Annotated in this window: 18 protein-coding genes; 9 read left to right on the top strand and 9 right to left on the bottom strand. The window is 67.4% G+C overall.

Annotation, left to right across the window (positions count from 1 at the left end; genetic code table 11):
• Positions 1 to 115: 115 nt before the first annotated feature.
• Genes ASC91_RS06255 through ASC91_RS06245 form a run of 3 tightly spaced genes read left to right on the top strand, consistent with a single transcriptional unit; the run spans position 116 to position 2,876 of the window.
• The gene (locus ASC91_RS06255; RefSeq protein WP_056193878.1) at positions 116 to 784 is read left to right on the top strand and encodes a methyltransferase; all 669 of its coding nucleotides are present in this window, start codon (positions 116 to 118) and stop codon (positions 782 to 784) included.
• A gap of 32 nt (positions 785 to 816) precedes the next feature.
• Entirely contained in the window at positions 817 to 2,055 is a 1,239-nt protein-coding gene (locus ASC91_RS06250) for a hypothetical protein (RefSeq protein WP_056193874.1), read from the top strand.
• Positions 2,052 to 2,876 carry an arginase family protein gene (locus ASC91_RS06245; RefSeq protein ID WP_056193996.1) on the top strand — a complete coding sequence of 275 codons (825 nt, stop codon included), beginning with the start codon at positions 2,052 to 2,054 and terminating at the stop codon, positions 2,874 to 2,876. The genes ASC91_RS06250 and ASC91_RS06245 overlap by 4 nt, the downstream gene beginning before the upstream one ends.
• A 21-nt stretch (positions 2,877 to 2,897) precedes the next feature.
• On the opposite strand, the gene ASC91_RS06240 is transcribed toward ASC91_RS06245, so the two are convergent.
• Positions 2,898 to 5,099: a bifunctional diguanylate cyclase/phosphodiesterase gene (locus ASC91_RS06240; protein WP_082532472.1), complete on the bottom strand. Its 2,202-nt coding sequence runs from the start codon at positions 5,097 to 5,099 to the stop codon at positions 2,898 to 2,900.
• 187 nt (positions 5,100 to 5,286) lie between these two features.
• Here ASC91_RS06240 and ASC91_RS06235 point away from each other — a divergent pair, with 187 nt between their 5' ends.
• Together ASC91_RS06235 and ASC91_RS29280 are read left to right on the top strand one after the other, a co-directional pair.
• The gene (locus ASC91_RS06235) at positions 5,287 to 5,469 is read left to right on the top strand and encodes a hypothetical protein (protein ID WP_056193870.1); all 183 of its coding nucleotides are present in this window, start codon (positions 5,287 to 5,289) and stop codon (positions 5,467 to 5,469) included.
• Entirely contained in the window at positions 5,466 to 5,723 is a 258-nt protein-coding gene (locus ASC91_RS29280) for a hypothetical protein (protein WP_157281211.1), read from the top strand. Before ASC91_RS06235 ends, ASC91_RS29280 begins: the two co-directional genes overlap by 4 nt.
• Before the next feature lie 9 nt (positions 5,724 to 5,732).
• Here ASC91_RS29280 and ASC91_RS29275 read toward each other — a convergent pair whose 3' ends face one another.
• On the bottom strand, positions 5,733 to 5,948 hold the full coding sequence (locus ASC91_RS29275) for a hypothetical protein (protein ID WP_157281209.1): 216 nt from the start codon (positions 5,946 to 5,948) through the stop codon (positions 5,733 to 5,735).
• Positions 5,949 to 6,158: 210 nt separating this feature from the next.
• Between ASC91_RS29275 and ASC91_RS06230 the strand changes: the two genes are divergently transcribed.
• Positions 6,159 to 6,344, top strand: coding sequence for a DUF3606 domain-containing protein (locus ASC91_RS06230; RefSeq protein WP_056193867.1), 186 nt, complete (start codon positions 6,159 to 6,161; stop codon positions 6,342 to 6,344).
• Positions 6,345 to 6,560: 216 nt separating this feature from the next.
• On the top strand, positions 6,561 to 6,872 hold the full coding sequence (locus tag ASC91_RS06225) for a hypothetical protein (protein WP_157281207.1): 312 nt from the start codon (positions 6,561 to 6,563) through the stop codon (positions 6,870 to 6,872).
• Positions 6,873 to 6,938: 66 nt separating this feature from the next.
• Here ASC91_RS06225 and ASC91_RS06220 read toward each other — a convergent pair whose 3' ends face one another.
• From ASC91_RS06220 to ASC91_RS06190, 7 genes are all read right to left on the bottom strand, one after another.
• Positions 6,939 to 7,703, bottom strand: coding sequence for a hypothetical protein (locus tag ASC91_RS06220; protein WP_056193861.1), 765 nt, complete (start codon positions 7,701 to 7,703; stop codon positions 6,939 to 6,941).
• Positions 7,704 to 7,712: 9 nt separating this feature from the next.
• A complete protein-coding gene (locus ASC91_RS06215; RefSeq protein WP_056193859.1) occupies positions 7,713 to 8,168 on the bottom strand; it encodes a biopolymer transporter ExbD in 456 nt (151 codons plus the stop codon).
• Positions 8,165 to 8,587, bottom strand: coding sequence for a biopolymer transporter ExbD (locus tag ASC91_RS06210; RefSeq protein WP_056193856.1), 423 nt, complete (start codon positions 8,585 to 8,587; stop codon positions 8,165 to 8,167). The genes ASC91_RS06215 and ASC91_RS06210 overlap by 4 nt, the downstream gene beginning before the upstream one ends.
• 10 nt (positions 8,588 to 8,597) lie before the next feature.
• Positions 8,598 to 9,380: a MotA/TolQ/ExbB proton channel family protein gene (locus ASC91_RS06205; protein ID WP_056193855.1), complete on the bottom strand. Its 783-nt coding sequence runs from the start codon at positions 9,378 to 9,380 to the stop codon at positions 8,598 to 8,600.
• 82 nt (positions 9,381 to 9,462) lie between these two features.
• The gene (locus tag ASC91_RS06200; protein ID WP_082532471.1) at positions 9,463 to 10,572 is read right to left on the bottom strand and encodes a sigma-54-dependent Fis family transcriptional regulator; all 1,110 of its coding nucleotides are present in this window, start codon (positions 10,570 to 10,572) and stop codon (positions 9,463 to 9,465) included.
• A 92-nt stretch (positions 10,573 to 10,664) separates the two neighbouring features.
• Positions 10,665 to 12,749 carry a TonB-dependent siderophore receptor gene (locus ASC91_RS06195; RefSeq protein ID WP_056193852.1) on the bottom strand — a complete coding sequence of 695 codons (2,085 nt, stop codon included), beginning with the start codon at positions 12,747 to 12,749 and terminating at the stop codon, positions 10,665 to 10,667.
• The gene (locus ASC91_RS06190) at positions 12,746 to 13,942 is read right to left on the bottom strand and encodes a PepSY domain-containing protein (protein WP_056193848.1); all 1,197 of its coding nucleotides are present in this window, start codon (positions 13,940 to 13,942) and stop codon (positions 12,746 to 12,748) included. Before ASC91_RS06190 ends, ASC91_RS06195 begins: the two co-directional genes overlap by 4 nt.
• Positions 13,943 to 14,062: 120 nt before the next feature.
• Here ASC91_RS06190 and ASC91_RS06185 point away from each other — a divergent pair, with 120 nt between their 5' ends.
• Both ASC91_RS06185 and ASC91_RS06180 read left to right on the top strand, forming a co-directional pair.
• A complete protein-coding gene (locus tag ASC91_RS06185; RefSeq protein WP_056193846.1) occupies positions 14,063 to 14,611 on the top strand; it encodes a DUF1439 domain-containing protein in 549 nt (182 codons plus the stop codon).
• Positions 14,612 to 14,728: 117 nt separating this feature from the next.
• Entirely contained in the window at positions 14,729 to 15,160 is a 432-nt protein-coding gene (locus ASC91_RS06180; protein ID WP_200955229.1) for a biopolymer transporter ExbD, read from the top strand.
• Positions 15,161 to 15,249: the final 89 nt, after the last annotated feature.

The following is a 15,249-nucleotide window of genomic DNA, read 5'->3' as shown; positions in this document are numbered from 1 at the left end:
TCTTGCAAGGCCTGTTGCGTGACGTATGACCTAACTTGCCCAAACTGCGGCATAGGAGATTTCTCCGTTGCCAGTTCAAGCAAATCTGGCAATGCTTTGGCCCTGGAGGTGGCAGATGGACCTGACGAGCTACACAGACCAGTGGCAGGCACAGCGGCAGCAACTCTTCAAATCCGTGCCGCCGGAAGGCCGCAAAGTCCGCTATCTGGACAAGGAGTTCCTGGTCTACCCCGACACCTTCTGGCCCTTCGCCGACAGCCTGCCGCTAGTCAGGAATTTCACGGTCGCGCCAGGCGAAACCGTGCTGGACGTGGGTACCGGCTCGGGCGTCATCGGCATCTTTGCCTGCTATCAGGGCGCCGGGCGGGTGGTGGGCGTGGACATCAACCCGGCGGCCATCCAAAGCGCCACCCACAACGCCCAGATGCACGGCTTTGCCGGCACCATGACAGCGCTGCAGTCCAATTTGTTCGAGGCGCTGGGCGACGAGCAGTTCGATGTCATCACCGCCAATCTGCCGTTTCGAAACAAGCCGGCACACGATGTGGTGGCCATGTCCCAGTGGGACACCGATTTCAAGACCAATACGCGCTTCTTCGAAGGCGTGGGCCGGCATTTGAAGCCCAAAGGGCGCATCTATTTCGTGCAGTCCAACTTCGGCGAAATCGAGGCCATGAAGCACCTGGCGCAAACAGCGGGCCTGCAGACCAGGGAGCTGGCCAGCGAGGCCACGGACGAAACCGGGCGCCAGCAGTTCTTCGTCTACGAGATGACCTGGGCCTGATCGATTCCAGGAACCTGACGCATCGCCCCCCCATGGACAGCCTGCTACTGGCCATCAAGGCGCGCCGCGCCGTCCCGCGCTCAGGCCTGAGAACGAGGGTCCGCAGGGTGGCCGTCATCCTGTGCGGCTCGCGCGGCGGATCCAGCCTCTTCAAGGAGGCCCTGGCCCTGCATCCGAGCATCGCTTCACTGGATGGGGAACTGGACCCGTTGCTGGCCTTGTCGGGCAACGGCTTCAATCAGAACTCCGACAGCGATGGCATCGAGCGGGTGGCCAATGTCGAGGAATTGAGCAGCAACATCCTGGACGAGGTTTCCTTTGCCTCGGCGGACCTCCTCGATACCGAGCTGCTGCTCAGGAAGTGGAAGAACCGGCTGCTGCTGCAGTTCCCGTCGCGTTTCCTGGACACCGCTGCCGAGCGGCGCCTGGAACAGTCGCTGGAGGCGGCCTTGGGCCAGTTCGAAGGCGGCGAGCGGCGCAGCGAAACCGAGCTCCAGGAACTTGTGCTCTCCATCGTATTCAGCGAAGAGCCTTGGCGGATCAGCTACTACGACGGCAAGGCCAACCGCGGCGACGGCCGGCACTTCGACGAACCCTTGAAAATCGAGGAGCCGCCCTTCGTGGTGCCCACGCTCAAGCGGCGGCCCTTCGGCTCAGCCGATGTGCGGGAATCGGTGCTGCTGTTCAAGGCGCCGTCCGACGCCTACCGCATCGGCATGTACGAGCAGTTGTTCCCCAACGCCGAGGTGAGCTACATCCATCTGACCCGGGGTTTCGCGCAGTCCATCAACGGCCTGATGGACGGCTGGCTCTACCCGCTGGGATTCTTCTCCCACGACCTCAGCAAGATCGGCTGCGAACTCGCCATCCCCGGCTATTCCGACACCGTGGCTTTCGGCCGCAAGTGGTGGAAGTTCGACCTGCCACCCAACTGGCGCCAGTTCACCCGGGCGAAGCTGGAAGAGGTGTGCCTGAACCAGTGGTACTCCATCCACGAAGCCATCCTGCAAAGCGGCGTCTGCACCCTGCGCGTGTCTTTTGAAGACTTCGTCGACAACCCCATCGCAACGCTGCGGTTGATCACCGACCATCTGGGCCTGCCCGCCATGGCCCCGCCAGATGCGCTGCCCATCAAGATGGCCACCGAACCACCGAGCTCCAAGCGCTGGCACAAAAGAAGCGCCTTGCTGCTGGACCTGGCTCAGCGGACCGAGGTGCGCGAGATGATGGACAGGCTTGGCTATCCCATGGAGCCCGACAGATGGCTGTGAATGCAAGGCTTCTGCTGCCCTACCTGATGGGCCAGCGCCGCGACGGCCTGCGCCGCGTGCTCGACATCGACACCCATCCCTGGGAAGTACTGGCGCCCGCCGGGCAGCATGAGACGCGGATCGACGATCCCATCGCCAAGCTGGACAGCTTGGGGCACCTCTACGCCCTGCTGGCTGCTCGTGTCGCCGCGCTGGCCCGCAGTGGCTGCCGGCCAGTCAGCCTCGCCGGCGACTGTGTCTCCAGCTTGGGGCTACTGGCCGGGCTACAGCAAGCCGGCCAGCCGCCCGAGCGTGTGCTCTGGCTGGATGCCCATGGCGACTTCCACACCTGGTCCAGCAGCCAGACCCAGTACATCGGCGGCATGCCCCTGGCCCTGTTCGTCGGACGGGTCGACCACGATCTCGACCCGCGCAGCCAGGCGGCACGCGCCTGCCTGGCCACCATCGGCGTGCAGGCCTATCCACAACAGCAAATCGTTCTCGCCGATGCCCGCGATCTCGACCCCGGCGAGCGCGAAGCGCTGCTCGGCTCCCAGATCCTGCGCTGCCCGCTCGACGAAGTGCTGGCACACCTGCAACCGCAGGAGCGCATCTACCTGCACTGGGATACCGACATCATCGACGACCCGGCCCATATGCCTGCGCTCAAATACCATGTCCAGCGCGGCCCCAGTGCCGCGGACATGGCCGACTTCTTTGGCGCCCTGCGCGCGTACAACATCGTCGCCGTCTCCGTCTCTGCTTGGCATGAGGAACCGGACGGCGACAACCGGACCGCCCAGGCCTGCCTGGAGATTTTGAACACGCTGCTCGACGCCTGAGGCCGCGCTGCCCGGTTGCCGTCAGAACGGCGTCGCCGTGTTGTCCTGCAAGCCCATCGCGCCCAGGGCCCTGGCCTCCATCATGAGATGACCACCCAATACAGAGGGTGAGAAATCAGCCGTGCCGGCGGGCTTTTGCCCTTCGGTCCAGGCCTGCAGCGTCTCGGCCGCCATGGGCCGCGCCAGGAAATAGCCCTGCAGTTCGTCGCAGTGCAGCGCCAGCAGGATGTCACGTTGCCCCTTGGTCTCCACACCTTCGGCGACGACGCGCAACCCCAGCTCATGGGCCAACTGGATGACGGCGCTGACGATGGCCTTGGCGTCGCTGCTGGTCTCGACGTCGGCAACGAAGCTGCGATCGATCTTGAGCTGGCGGGCGGGTAGCTGGCGCAGATAGCTGAGGCTGGAATAGCCGGTCCCGAAATCGTCGATGGAGAGAAACACGCCGATCCGGGCCAACTCCTCGAACGCGCGCTGCGTGCTTTTGAGATCCTCCATCGCGACGGATTCGGTGATTTCGCAAAGCAGTTGGGAGGGTTCGACCAAGTTCCTGGAAAGGGCCGCTTCGATCCGCGCCGCCAGGTCTTCCTCGCGCAGTTGATGCACCGACAGGTTGATCGCCACGCGCATGTGCAGCCCGATCTCGGCCCAGGCGTGCATCTGCCGGCAGGCCTCTTCGATGACCCAGCTGCCAAGGCCGTTGATGAGGCCGAAGCGCTCTGCGAGAGGGATGAACAGACCCGGGGCCAGCAGGCCGCGCTCCGGATGATTCCAGCGCAGCAGGGCTTCGACACCGCGGATCTGGCCATGCTGGCCATCGATCTTGGGTTGGTAATAGAGCTGCAGTTGCTCATGCTCGATGGCATGGCGAAGGTCGTTCAGCAGATTGAGCTGCTCCTGCGCACCTTCGTCCATATGCGCCTCGTACAGCGCATAGGTGCTGCCCCCGGCGCGTTTGGCGGTGTACATCGCGGCGTCCGCATGCATGACCAGCTTGTCGCCGTCACCGTGATCAGGGTAGGCGGCGATGCCAACCGATCCAGACAAGGCGACCCGGCGGCCGCCGATCTCCAGAGGTGCCGCCAGTGCCTCGATCAGGCGGCGGGCGAGGCTGACGCAGTCCACCAGGCTGCTGACGTCCTCCATCAGCAGAACGAACTCGTCGCCACCGATGCGCGCCACCGTGTCGGCGTCGCGGGCCGCTGAACGCAGGCGCACGGCAACCTCCCTCAGCACCGCATCGCCGGCGGCATGGCCGAGCGAGTCGTTGACCGGCTTGAAGCCGTCCAGGTCGACAAACAGCACGGCCACCTTGCCGGCATTGCGCTCCGAGATCTGCTCGCCGTTGCGCGCATGGCGCTGCAGCGCGTGGGTCAGGCGGTCCTCGAACAGCATGCGATTGGGCAGGCCGGTGAGCGGATCCTGGAAGGCACGCCGGCGCAGCTCCTCGTTGGCCGTTTCCAGCTTCACGTTCGCGACCTTCAGCGAGCTGCGCATGCGGGCGTCGAGGGTCGAAGTGAACAAGGTCATCGCCAGCAACGCGACGGATGACACCGACACCATCATCCCGAGCTGCGGGCCTGCCAACGCGTCAGCGCTCAGGCAGACGGTGCCGGCCGGAAAACTCGCCGCCGCCATGCCCGTGTAGTGCATGCCGCAAATGGCGATGCCCATCACCAGCGCTGCCAGGGGCTGGAAGACCATGCCGCGCCTCTCCCCCACCTTGCGCAGCCAGAAGAAGATCAACAACGCCGCCGCCGACGCAGCGATCGCGATCAGCGCCGATGCCGCGACCAGCAGCAGATTCCAGACGATGCCGGGCGACATGTCGAGCGCCGCCATGCCGGTGTAGTGCATCGCGCAGATGCCCAGCCCCATCGCGATGGCACCACCGGCCAGGCGGCGCCAGGTGAGCTCGCCTTGGCTCGCGACAAACAGGGCGATGGCCGACACGGCGACCCCGGCGACCCACGATGCCACCGTCAGCACCACGGTATAGCCGAGCGGAATCGGCAGAGAGAAGGCAAGCATGCCCACGAAGTGCATGCACCAGATGCCGGTGCCCATCGCCAGCGAGCCGCCGACCCACCAATTCACGGCGACGCCGCGGTCACGGGTGCGGACCCGCTTGGCCAGATCAAGCGCAACATAGGACGCAAAGCTGGCGATCAGCAACGACGCAGCGACCACCCACGGGGCGTAGCTGGAGGGCAGATATTGCATGGCTAACTGTTCGCCTCCCTGGCGCCAGATATCAGTGGGAGCCCACGGAACATGCAAGCCCCTTGGATTCCCGCAATCGCCGCTGACTCTACCCCGCTTGGTCGTGGGCAGCCAACTCACGCTGGATGACGGCCATGCAGGCGGCGTCGCGTTAGCATGGCCATCTCAAGCGTTGCATCGGGATGCCATGAAACACCGCCTCGTGACCGCCGCCCTCTTGCTGGCCGCCCTGGCCTGCTATGGCATTGGGCTGGATAGCGGCGCCACCGCCCTGCTGGCCCTCGGCGGCATCTTCGAGCTGGCGTTCTGGGCGCGCGCATTCCCCGGCTTTGGTGTCCTGTCCCGCACCCAGCGAAGGAGCCCGCAATGAAGTTCGATCTCCCAGGTTCTGCCCTCGGCCTGCTCGCAGGCTGCGCGGTCGCAACGAGCGCCGTCGCGGGTGCATCCGCGCGAACCCAGCCGGTTGCGCCGGCCTCGATACCGGGCGACCCGGCTCAGACGGCCGAGCCGCGGCGCGGTGAAGACGCGGTTCGATGGGACCGCCTGGAGCCCGGCACCCTGGAACGTTCTGCCAAGGACCGCACCACACCGAAAGCGCCGACGTTTCCCGCCGAACGCCGGTAACGCGAAGCTTCAGCCCACCGAGACCAGGCGGCGCGCCGCTGCGGCCGGTTCCCGCTCGCGGCGGGACGCTCGTGACTCACGGCCTTTGCGTTTCAACAGTTCCCGTATCCGCCGCAGGCTTCGCCGCATGACGGCGATCTCCTCGCGGCCCGGGAAAGCCACTCGCGGCATCGGCGGCGCTTCGGCAATTTCGGCCAGCCGGGACCGATCAAAACTCTGGGTCATGGCACGCTCCGGCAGTCGCAGCGAATGCCATCCTGGGCGCCCCACCCAAGCTGGCTTGTAGGACGCCGGCTCATCCCGCCGCCGCATCCCTAATCTGCGGACTCTGCATGGCGTAGGCCGACGCTTGCAGCACGGCGGGGACTTGTCCTTCATGCGCCTCGCTCCAACGGCACCACGATGGCGGTTTCATGGGCATTCCAGGAGACTTCCATGTCAGACGACAAGACCAAGACCGGCGGCCAGGATCGCAGCCGCATCAGCCTCAGCGAGGACTACGAGGTGCGCGACTGGGCCATGAAGTTCGGCGTGACGCCGGACGCGCTCAAGGCGGCCGTGAAGGCAGTCGGCAACGACGCCGCAGCCGTTGAGGCTCACTTGAAAGCCAGCAAGCGGTAACGCCGTGCGGGTCGCAACCTGGAACGTCAACAACGTCGTCAGGCGGCTCCGCGGCAAAAGGCGTCAACAAGTCATCGCGAGTAACCGGAAAGCACCAGATCTGGCCGGCGCCAGACGCAGCCGGCACTTGGATTGCCCCGCTTCCCAGCCAGCAACGGTACCGGCACTGCCGGGCTGGCGAAGCCCGATCAGTGCCTGATCCACCAGGAGTACGTCATGAGCATCCGCCGATTCACTTCATGGCAGACGCCGGTCCGCACGGCTGTTGCCGCAGCGGCCGTGGTCGCGATCGTGTTGCCCATCACCGCACAAACGCAGAGCGCCACGGAAATCTACCAACAGGAACGCGCCAACTGCCTGTCCGGCAACACCATCCAGTCGCGCGCCGATTGCCTCTACGAAGCTCGCTCCGTGCTGCGTGACCGGCGCGCTGGGGACCTCGAGCCCAGCGACGCAAACGCTGTCGCCACTCCATCCGGGAATACCGGCAGCATGGACGCCCTGCCGGCGCGCGCAGACCGCCACTGAACCTCTTTCAGCCGGCTGCTGGCGCCCCATTGGCGCGCCGCCGCGTTACCTTGCATGCCCGTCGTGTCAGGAAAATATGACGGGCAGGGACACCTGCACCTCATCGGCACCACCGGCCGTGCAGCGCATGCGCTTGACGGCGGCCTGAACGTACTTGTAGTACTCCTTGGGGCCTGATTGCGGCAGCACGTCGACGACCTGGTTGCCGCGGATCTTGATCAGCGTCTGCACCGTGCCTTTGAGGCCGACGCGGTCGATGGCCTCTTCCAGCGCGGAGGCCAGCACGGCCTCGTAGCCTGGGCAGGCCAGGCTGATCTCGCGCTTGATGACGGCGGGCGCAGCGGGCGGCGGTGGTGCGGGCACAGGCGCGGGTGCTGCCGCCACGACAACCGTTTCCTTCGGCGGCTGCGCCTGCACGACCTGGATGGGCGCGGGCGGTGGCGCGACGGCGGGCACGACCTCGGGCGGCGGCACATAGGCCGGCGGTGGAGCGGCCTTCTGCACTGGCTCGATCTTGACGACCTTGGGCGGCGGCGGTGGGGGTGGTGGCGGCGGCAGCACCTCGGGCAGCAGCGCCATCTCGATGGGCTTCTTGATCGCATCGACGGCCTTGGACGCCAGGCCCGTCGTCAGCCCCCAGCCCAGCACGATGTGCAAGCCGACGACCAGGGCGATGCCGGTGCCGCGGTTGGCGCCGGCCGGCGGCTTCAGCTGCGAGCGCAGCGGTACCGTGGTGGCCAGAGGCGCTGGCGCAACGAGCCGGCGCGGCGCGGCGCGGGTGTCGTCCAGCGTCAGGCCGCCGGAGATACCCGGTGAAAGAACTGCACTCATGAATCTCTCCTACTGCGAATCGTCGAGAAACTGCTCGCTGCCGGTCACGCCGAGCTTGGTCAGGCCGGCCTGGTGGGCCGCCGTCATGACGGCAGCGAAGTTGTCGTACTTGGCACCGGGCTGCGGGCGCACGTGAACCTCGGGCTGCGTGGCCTGCTTGCCGGCGGCGTCCAGGCGCTCACGCAGCGAGACTTGGTCGGCAAGGGCCTCGCCGTTCCACAGCACGGCATCCGGCGTGATGTCCAGCCGCACGACCTCGGGCGGCGTGGGCGGCGGCGCGCTCGGCGGTGCGATCGGCAGGTTGAGCTTGACGCTGTGCAGTTGCACCGGGATGGTGATGATGAGCATCACCAACAGCACCAGCATGACGTCGATCAGCGGCGTGGTGTTGATGTCCGGCACGGGCAGGGCCGACGTGACCTGGCGGCGCGCGCGGGCCGCCTTGCGCAGAGGTCCCGCACTCATAGCGCCCTCGCTGGCGGCTCGGTGATGAAGCCCACCTTGGCAATGCCGGCGCGCTGGGCGGCCAGCAGCACTCGGCCTACAGGGGCGTAGTCGCTGCCGGCGTCACCGCGCACATGCACCTCGGGCTGGGGCTGCTGCTGGGCAATGCCCTTGAGCCGCTCGAACAGCGCGTCCTTGCTGGCCACGGGTGCGTCGAACCAGTAGAGCTTGCCATCGCGTGAGACGGTGATGACCACGTCCTTGGGCTCGCTCTCGCGCACCTCGTTGCGCTGCTTGGGCAACTCCACCGGCACCGAGAAGTTCACGACCGGGATGGTGATGAGGAAGATGATGAGCAGCACCAGCATGACGTCGACGAGCGGCGTCGTGTTGATGGACGAGACCGCCTCGTCGGCACCCTGCGCAATCTGGATGGCCATGGCGCAGTGCTCAGGCCAGGGCGGGGCTCAGGCCCGCCGGCTGCTCGGCGGAAGCGGGCTCTTCGTGGGCCGAGCCCAGCAGCACCGAGTGCAGCTCGCCGGAGAAGTCGCGCACGTCGTCCAGCACCAGGGCATTGCGGCGCAGCAGCGCGTTGTAGCCCAGCACCGCAGGCACGGCGACGAACAAGCCGATGGCCGTCATGATCAACGCCTCGCCCACCGGGCCGGCCACCTTGTCGATGGAGGCCTGGCCGGCCACGCCGATGGCGGTGAGCGCGTGATAGATGCCCCAGACCGTGCCCAGCAGGCCGACGAAGGGCGAGGTGGAGCCGACGGTGGCCAGCAGGCTCAGGCCGGTGGAGAGCTGGCGCTGCACGCGCTCCGTAGCGCGGTGCAGGGAGAGGTCCACCCAGTCGGCGAAGTCGACCTTGGCGCGCAGGCCGTGGTGGCGCTGCGTGGCCTCCAGGCTGGCTTCGGCGATGTAGCGGTACGGGCTCTTGGGCGACAGCTTCTCGGCGCCCGCCTTGACGGTGCCGGCGCTCCAGAAGTCCCGCTGCGCGGCACGCGACTGCACGCCCAGGCGAGCCTGCTGCAGCAGCTTGGTGATGATGACGTACCAGCTGCCCGCGCTCATCGCAACGAGCGTGAACAGCACGACCTTGGTGACCGCGTCGCTCTTCTCCCAGACGGCGCCGACGCCATAGGGGTTGTCGCCCTGTGCCTGGGCGGCGCTGGCGATGAGGAGCAGGGCGAGCGGGGCGAGGGCGCGACGGGCAAAGGTGGAGGCGTTCATCGGCGTGTGTGGAGTAAAGCAGAGGGACCGGGGCAGTGTGCGCAGCGCCCTGCGAGGCGCGAACTAAGCTTTTCGCGTTAGCTCATGCAGCGGCGTGAAGGCGCGCGGGCATGGCCTCATGAGCGAGCTGCGGCGCGGCGTTACGCGCGGGCGCCAACAGGCCCAGGCGCTTCAGGTGCGTGCGCAGCACATTGCGCGTGATGCCCAGCAGCGCCGCGGTATGCACCTGGTTGTGGTGGCAGTGGCGATAGGCGGCGCGGACCAATGCGGACTCGACGCGCGCGTGCAGCGCCTGGGGCGCCTCGTCGAAGAGCCGATCGAAAACACGCTCCAGCACCTCCTCGGCCACCGCTTCCGCCGGCGGCGCAACGACCGCCGGCCCGGGCCGCGCCACGGCATGCAGTTGCAGGTCCTCGCGGGCGATGCTGCCGTCGCGGCAGATGATCAGCGCGTAATGGATGACGTTTTCCAGCTCGCGGATGTTGCCGGGCCAGGCGTAGCCGAGCAGCGCGTCGCGCGCATCCGCGCTGAGGCGCACCTGCGTGAGCCCGAGGCGGCGGCTGTAGACCTCGATGAAATGCTCGGCCAGTGCCAGGATGTCGCCCGGCCGCTGGGCCAGCGGTGCGAGTTGCAGCGTGGCGACGCTGAGGCGGTAGTAGAGGTCGGCGCGGAAGTGGCCGGCCGCCACGGCCTGCTCCAGCCGCACATTGGTGGCGGCCACGAGGCGCACGCGCACGTCGATGGGCTTGCGCGAGCCGATGCGCACGACCTGGCGCTCCTGCAGCACGCGCAGCAGCTTGACCTGCACGGACGGCGGCAGGTCGCCCACCTCGTCGAGGAACAGCGTGCCATCGGCGGCGGCCTCGAACCAGCCGGCGCGTGCGCTGGTGGCGCCCGTGTAGGCACCGGCCTCATGGCCGAAGAGTTCAGCCTCGACGAGTTGCTCGGTGAAGGCGCCGCAGTTGACGGCCAGGAAGGGGCCGCGGCGGCCGCTGCTGTTGTGGATGTGGCGGGCGATCAGCTCCTTGCCGGTGCCGGTCTCGCCAATGATCAGCACGGTGGCGTCGCTCGCCGCCACGCGCTCGGCCTGGGCCAGCAGCGCACGCGAGGCCGGGTCGTCGAAGACCAGTGCCTTGGCGCGGATCGACAGCACCTGGTGCTGGGAGTCGGGGAAGGTGAGCAGGCGTGTCATTGCCCGGCACTCTAGGCACCGCACGCCAAAGAGGGAACGCCGCTTTGCGCAGATTGATATGCGCTCAGCGCGGCGATCACCCCCCTACATCGTCAATACTTCCAGCTCAAGGTGGCGCTGACGCTGCGCGGTGCGGCGTAGTAGGCCTGGTCCCATTTCAGGCTGCCGAGGTAGGTGGTGTCGGCCACGTTGTTGACGGCGAGGCCGGCGCTCCACTGCCTGTTGAACTCCCAGCCGGCGTTCAGGTCGACGACGGCGTAGGCCTTCTGCCTGACGACTTGCGCCGGGTCGCTGATTTCGCTCTGCCAGCGCACCGCGGCGCCGAGCTTGAGCTGGGGCAGCAGCTGGTAGGTGGAACTCAGGCGCAGCACGCGGCGCGGGATGTAGCGGTTGACCTCGTCGCCGCTGCTGCCCTTCAGGCGCAGCTGCGTCCAGCCGCCGGCAATCCGCCAGTCGGGCGTCAGCTTGCCGGACAGCTCCAGCTCATAGCCGGTGCTGGTGGCGGTGATGCCCTCGTAATAGGCGCTGAAGTCGGGGCGGGTGCCAACCTGCACCGGCACGTTCTGCTGGCGGGTGCGGAAGACGGCGGCGCTTGCGTTGAGCTGGCCATCGAGCCATTCGGTCTTGATACCGGCCTCGAGGTTGCTGCCCTCCAGCGGACCCAGCGGCTTGCGGTTGATGTCGGCTTCAAGCTGCGGGTTGAAGACCTCGGCATAGCTCGCGTAGGCGCTGGTGCTGGCGCCCAGATCCAGCACGGCGCCGAGATAAGGTTTGACGGCGCTGTGGCTGTAGGCCTGCTCGACGCCGTAGCTCGTGCCGCCGTTGCGCACGCGGGTGGCGTTGAAGCCTGTCACCAGTTTGAGCGCGTCGCTGACGCTGAACTGCGCGGCGGCGTAGGCGCTCTCGCGGCGGCGCGACACGTCGGAGCCGTCAGTCGACGCGCCGAAGGCCGGCTTGGGGAAGGCGCCGTTCCAGCCCTGCAGGTCGGGCACGGCCGCGCCGATATTGCCGGCATAGAGCGAGAGCTCGCTGAGCGTCTGGCGGCCGCCGTTGAGGCCGAGCATCAGCTGATGCTGGCGACCGAACAGGCTGAACGGGCCGGAGACGTAGAGGTCGGCGACGCTGTCCACGTATTTGCCGTCGAAGGCCGACGGGTAGGCGTACAAGCCGCTGTCCGGCACGCCGCCGGGGTTGGGCGTGCCGTAGACGTAGAAGAGTTCGCTGGGCGTGCTGCGGCTGCGGCGCGAGACGGTGGCGCGCGTCTGCCAGCCGCCGCCGAGGTCGTGGCTCAGTTCGGCAAAGGCTTCGGTGTCGCGGTTGGTCCACCAGGCCCAGTCGGCGGCCGAGCTGGTGTTGCGCGAGTAGTCGATGCGTTTGCCGGTGCTGTCCACCATCGGCAGCGCGCCCCACATGGGGCTGTCGGCCTTGCTGCGCTGGGCGTTGAGGCCGACGGTCAGCAGCGTGTTGCGGCCGATGTCCAGCTCCAACACGCCATAGCCCAGGCTGCGGTGCTGGCTGTAGCGGTCGAGCCAGCTGTCCTTGTCTTCGTCGGCCACAACGAGGCGGCCGCGCAGCGAACCATCGGCATTCAGGCTGCCACTCACATCGGCCTCGATGCGATGCTGGTTCCACGAGCCCAGCGTCACCGCGGCACTGGCTGCGAAGGCCTTGCTGGCGGCGCGCTTGCGAATGAAGTTGACGGTGGCCGACGGGTTGCCCGTGCCGGCGAGCAGGCCGGTGGCGCCGCGCAACACCTCCACGCGCTCGAAGGCGGCGGTGTCCAGCGCGCCCCATTGCGCGCCGTTGGCAAAGGGCAGGCCGAGGCCGTCGACCTGGAAGTTCTGGATGTCGAAGCCGCGCGCGCTGAAATAGGTGCGGTCGGTTTCGACGCGCTCGACCAGCACGCCGGGGGTCAGGTCCAGCAGCTTGTTGATGTCGGTGAGGCCGAAGTCGCGGATCTGCTGCTGGCCGATGACGGTGACGGACTGCGGCGTCTCGCGCAGCGCCATCTCCAGCCGCGTGGCGCCGCTGCTGCTCTTCTCGTCGTCCGCGGCCTTGGCCTGCACGCGCACGGTGGGCAGAGTCGCGCCGGGCACCTCCACCGGGGTCTGCTGGGCCAGTGCGGCGCCGGTGGCCAGGGCCAGCGGGGAGAGGATCAGGACGGTCTTTGATTTCATGCTTTGGAAGGACGCAGGGCGGGAGCGGTAGGCGCTTGGGGCGCGTGTCGGCGGGCGCGCGCCTTGCGCAGCCAGATCAGCACGCCGGTGACGGAAAGCACGGCGATGGCCAGCCCCAACGCGGACACGAGGATGCGGCCGGGCAGGCCCAGGATTCGGCCGGAGTGGATCGGGAACTGGGCCTGCAGATAGAGGTCGCCCGCCGTGCCCTCGCCGGGGATCAGCGCGCCGGCCGGGCTGGCGTCGCGGCCGTCGATGTAGATCCAGGGGTTGCCGAGGCCGCCGTCGCCGTGGTCATTGCCGGGCTGGAAGAAGCCGACGCCGTAGACGCCGTATTCCGCGGCATAGAAGATGCCGCCGGCCGGCGCTTTCAGGCCGCGCTCGCGCGCCTGGGTCTGCGCGGCAGCCAGGGCCTGGGCGCGGGTCAGCGTCGGCGCGATGGGCTTGGCGCTGGGCTGGCGGGTCTCGAAGGCGCTGGGCGTGATGCGCGATACCGCCGACACCAGCGGCACCACGACCTGCTGGCGCAGATTCATCGCCACCGAGGTCAGCGCCACAACCAGCACCAGCAGCCACAGCCACACGCCACCGCTGCGGTGCAGGTCGAAGGTCAGCGCATGCCCGCCCTTGGCCCAGCGGAAGGCAAAGGACTTGCGCCACTGGCGCCAGCTGGGGAAGGACAGATAGATGGCGACAAAGCAGTCCAGCACCCAGACCAGGCCGATCAGGCCCATCAGCCAGATACCCCAGGCGATGCCGCCGGACTCCGGCAGGTGCAGGCTGTAGTGCAGCGCGTACAGGAAGGGCAGCAGGTTCTCGCGCGACAGCGACAAGGCGCCCCACTGACGCCGCGCCTGCACGGCGCCGGTGGCGGGGTCGACGGCAAGCTGGTTGAAGCCCAACGGCTTGTCCGCATCGCGCGGCTCGACCATGGCCAGCAGCGTGTGGCCGGCCTCCGCCTGCAACGGGAGGTAGCGCACCCGCAGTCGCGGGTCGGCGGCCTCGAGCGCATCGGCAAGCTCCAGCGCAGGGCGGGCCGGCCCCGCGCTGCGGGCCTCGAAGAACTGCGGATTCAGCGCGGCGTCCAGCTCGTGGTCGAAGGCGATGACCGCGCCGGTCAGCCCGGCGATGAACAGAAAAACCGCCGCCGCCAGGCCGAACCAGCGGTGCAAAAGGACCAGGAGCGCACGCATAAGCGGCCATGCTAGCACTCAAATGCGAATCATTTGCATTCGTATTTGAACGAACACTGACTTACGCTCCCTCTGGGTGGACGAGGGCAAACTCGGCGGCGCCTTGAAGCCTTTGACGCCATGAACCGCCGCCTTCTTGCCCTCACCGCCACCCTGCTCGCCGTCCTGCCGCTGGCCACCTGTGCCGTCTTGGGCCGCATCTCCGACGGCCATCTCGACATCGAGCAGGTCGAGCTGCAGGCCCGCATCGCGCCGCGCTTCCCGACGCATCACTGCAAGCTCCTCATCGCCTGCCTGGACCTGTCCAACCCCGTCGTCGTGCTGACCGAGGGCGAGGACCGCATCGGCCTGACGGCAGACGCCAAGGTCGTGCTCGGCACCCGCGAGCGCACCGGCCGCGTCGGCTTCTCCGGCCGGCCGCGCTATGTGCCGGCCGAGGGCCAGCTCTTCCTGGACGACGTGCAGATCACGACGCTGGAGTTCGCCGGCCTGCCGCAGGAGTACGCCGCGATCGTGAAGTTGCAAGGGCCGGGGATGATCAACGCACAACTGCAGGCTCGCCCCGTCTACACCATCGATGCGAGCACGGCCAAGGGCGCGCTGGCGAAGATGGCGGTGCGGGACGTGAAGGTGGTGAATGGGAAGTTGAGGGTCAGCTTCGTGCAGTAGGGTTGGTAGCAACAGGGCAGCAGGCTCCCGTTGTCTTCATGGCGTCCGCTGGGCATCATCGGTGCCAGCGCTTGCCAGTCACGGTGAGCGCATGGCAGCAACCCGAGGGAGACCGACATGGGAATGAACGTTGCAACGATGCCGGGCAGTGGCGAAGCCGAGACCCTGATGGACGTCAACACGACGCCATTGATCGACGTGATGCTGGTGCTGTTGGTGATGCTCATCCTGACCATCCCGACCCAGCTGCATTCGATCAGCCTGGACATCGGGCTGGGCGGCAAGTCACAACCCAAGCCGGTCATCCACACCGTCGCCATCGACTTCGACGGCACGGTCTACTGGGACGACCAGCCCCTGGCCAACCGCGCCGCCGTCGACGCCAAGATGCAGGAAGTCGGCGCGCTCGCCGAGGCCAATCAGCCCGAGGTGCACATCAAGCCGAACAAGTTGGTGGACTACAGCGCCTTCGCTGCCGTGATGGCTTCCGCGCAGCGCAATAGCGTCAAGAAGCTGGGCGTGGCGGGGAACGAGCAGTTCAGCAGCTAGACATCACTGAGGCGCGGTATGTTGGCGGGTCCGGACATTAGTCGCCGCTTTGACGGGCTCGACGCGCCGGACTTCGGTCTGGCACGAAC

This window comes from Pelomonas sp. Root1237 (assembly GCF_001425055.1).
Taxonomy (GTDB): domain Bacteria; phylum Pseudomonadota; class Gammaproteobacteria; order Burkholderiales; family Burkholderiaceae_C; genus Pelomonas.
Note: the sequence above shows the minus strand (reverse complement) of the source record. Positions and strands in the feature narration are given on the sequence as shown.

Bases quoted from the DNA above. Each gene is read 5' to 3' on its own strand.
- ASC91_RS06240 (WP_082532472.1), bottom strand. From the start codon at position 5,099: ATGCAATATCTGCCCTCCAGCTACGCCCCGTGGGTGGTCGCTGCGTCG.
- ASC91_RS29275 (WP_157281209.1), bottom strand. From the start codon at position 5,948: ATGACCCAGAGTTTTGATCGGTCCCGGCTGGCCGAAATTGCCGAAGCG.
- ASC91_RS06190 (WP_056193848.1), bottom strand. From the start codon at position 13,942: ATGCGTGCGCTCCTGGTCCTTTTGCACCGCTGGTTCGGCCTGGCGGCG.
- ASC91_RS06180 (WP_200955229.1), top strand. From the start codon at position 14,729: ATGGGAATGAACGTTGCAACGATGCCGGGCAGTGGCGAAGCCGAGACC.
- ASC91_RS06195 (WP_056193852.1), bottom strand. From the start codon at position 12,749: ATGAAATCAAAGACCGTCCTGATCCTCTCCCCGCTGGCCCTGGCCACC.
- ASC91_RS06210 (WP_056193856.1), bottom strand. From the start codon at position 8,587: ATGGCCATCCAGATTGCGCAGGGTGCCGACGAGGCGGTCTCGTCCATC.
- ASC91_RS29280 (WP_157281211.1), top strand. From the start codon at position 5,466: ATGAAGTTCGATCTCCCAGGTTCTGCCCTCGGCCTGCTCGCAGGCTGC.
- ASC91_RS06255 (WP_056193878.1), top strand. From the start codon at position 116: ATGGACCTGACGAGCTACACAGACCAGTGGCAGGCACAGCGGCAGCAA.
- ASC91_RS06185 (WP_056193846.1), top strand. From the start codon at position 14,063: ATGAACCGCCGCCTTCTTGCCCTCACCGCCACCCTGCTCGCCGTCCTG.
- ASC91_RS06200 (WP_082532471.1), bottom strand. From the start codon at position 10,572: ATGACACGCCTGCTCACCTTCCCCGACTCCCAGCACCAGGTGCTGTCG.
- ASC91_RS06230 (WP_056193867.1), top strand. From the start codon at position 6,159: ATGTCAGACGACAAGACCAAGACCGGCGGCCAGGATCGCAGCCGCATC.
- ASC91_RS06220 (WP_056193861.1), bottom strand. From the start codon at position 7,703: ATGAGTGCAGTTCTTTCACCGGGTATCTCCGGCGGCCTGACGCTGGAC.
- ASC91_RS06225 (WP_157281207.1), top strand. From the start codon at position 6,561: ATGAGCATCCGCCGATTCACTTCATGGCAGACGCCGGTCCGCACGGCT.
- ASC91_RS06215 (WP_056193859.1), bottom strand. From the start codon at position 8,168: ATGAGTGCGGGACCTCTGCGCAAGGCGGCCCGCGCGCGCCGCCAGGTC.
- ASC91_RS06235 (WP_056193870.1), top strand. From the start codon at position 5,287: ATGAAACACCGCCTCGTGACCGCCGCCCTCTTGCTGGCCGCCCTGGCC.
- ASC91_RS06205 (WP_056193855.1), bottom strand. From the start codon at position 9,380: ATGAACGCCTCCACCTTTGCCCGTCGCGCCCTCGCCCCGCTCGCCCTG.
- ASC91_RS06250 (WP_056193874.1), top strand. From the start codon at position 817: ATGGACAGCCTGCTACTGGCCATCAAGGCGCGCCGCGCCGTCCCGCGC.